Source organism: Microcystis sp. M53603_WE2 (assembly GCF_030065435.1).
The window spans coordinates 1-1,071 of sequence record NZ_JASJFF010000523.1 but is presented as its reverse complement, the minus strand read 5'-3'; the positions used below and the strand labels follow the sequence as shown (position 1 = coordinate 1,071).

Here is a 1,071-nt window from a genome sequence, read left to right as displayed (position 1 = left end):
GGGGGGGTTTTGGGGGAACTTTCGATCATAGATTCTTGTCTAGCGTCGATAGGCTAACCAAAAGATGAATGCGGGCAAAATAACTAATAGCATAACTAGAATTGCCCCAAAAATCACGCTTACCCCCGGCGGTGATTTTAAAATTAAGGGTAGCCAAACGATCGATAATAACAGAATTATCCCCACCATCAGGGGTAATACCTCTTGTCCAAAGCGCCGATTCGTACTCACCCAACGAAATCCCGTCCAGCGCCAACTGCGTTTATAGGGATAGTGGGGGGCTAATTGTTCGATAATTTGACCGTTTTCCTGTAGCACAAATATCTGTTGACAGCGATCACAGCCAAAGGCATCGGTCAATAAAATCGGGCACAATGTCCCTTTCCGACGACAGGGACAAGGATAGTCTTGGTGTTGGTCGATTTTGGTATATTTATGCGGTCGCACAAGCTAAATTTTTGTTTATCAACGTTTGTTTTTAGTTGCTCGTGGTCAATGGCTAAGGTATTCAACGGTTGCCCAAAATCCTCAACCCTATTGCTCACGGGTAATTCCCATCTTAAGGTATATCCCTAAATTATTCATCCTGACCTTAAGGTATATTTCAAGATTTTATGAACTACTCCAATCCGCTACGCGCTCGATTGGAGTTTCTGACGATTCTTCGTCCCTAGATGCCTCATACTTCCGCACAAGGTAGCGCTAGACGACTCTGCATCTAAAGAGGCTCGTTCCAAGCCCCTAGCATAATTGAGCATAACTTGTGCAGCAGCTACATCTCGATCACAAGAATAGCCACATTTCTCACAGCGATGAACTCTTTCGGCTAAAGATTTCTTCTTTTGATGACCACAATTAGGACAAGTTTGGGAGGGTTTAATTTTTTGGGTAGGAACCTCAACATAAAAACCCCCAGCTTCCGTGACTTTTTCTGGCTCTTCGGTTTGTGTTATGCAATGGACGGGGGTTATAAGGGATGGAACCCTTATAGAGAAAGGCATTTAGCGATTTTTGTCAATTGTTTTTGCTCTAGAGCGAACTAATCAATTAAGTCTCTTGCCAGATAAGGAT

Annotated in this window: 2 protein-coding genes; both read right to left on the bottom strand. The window is 43.5% G+C overall.

The window, feature by feature from the left end:
• Positions 1-39: 39 nt before the first annotated feature.
• Positions 40-447, bottom strand: a complete 408-nt coding sequence (locus tag PX481_RS10915) for a hypothetical protein (protein ID WP_002763516.1) — start codon at positions 445-447, stop codon at positions 40-42.
• Between the two features lie 185 nt (positions 448-632).
• Positions 633-1,001 (bottom strand): zinc ribbon domain-containing protein, encoded by a 369-nt coding sequence (locus PX481_RS10910; protein ID WP_288026383.1) that lies wholly within the window; start codon positions 999-1,001, stop codon positions 633-635.
• Positions 1,002-1,071 lie beyond the last annotated feature (70 nt).